Raw genomic sequence first — 268 nt, forward strand, 5'->3', positions numbered from 1 at the left:
TGCCGCCTCGGCCACGCGCGCCAGATTGGGGCGGATCGCTTCCCATGCGGCCGCGCCCATGCCGGCGGGCAGGCGGTCGGCGACGCGATCGTGGGGGAGGTGGTGCACCACCGTGGCGTTGACGCGCGCCAGTTCGGCTTCGTCAAAGCGCGCCGGGGCACGGCCAAAGCGCGCCAGGTCGAACGTCGCGGCCAGCCTTGCCGTATCGAGCGTGGCGTCGACCGGGTCCGCCGTGCCCAGTCGCGCCAGCAGCGCGATCAGCGCCTCC

At 74.6% G+C, this 268-nt stretch carries 1 protein-coding gene; it reads right to left on the reverse strand.

The features are described from left to right. On the reverse strand, positions 1–268 hold a 268-nt coding region (locus VJI93_RS08875), incomplete at both ends, for a hypothetical protein (RefSeq protein ID WP_324009335.1).

Source organism: Parvimonas sp. M20, assembly GCF_035282425.1.
Classification (GTDB): domain Bacteria; phylum Bacillota; class Clostridia; order Tissierellales; family Peptoniphilaceae; genus Parvimonas.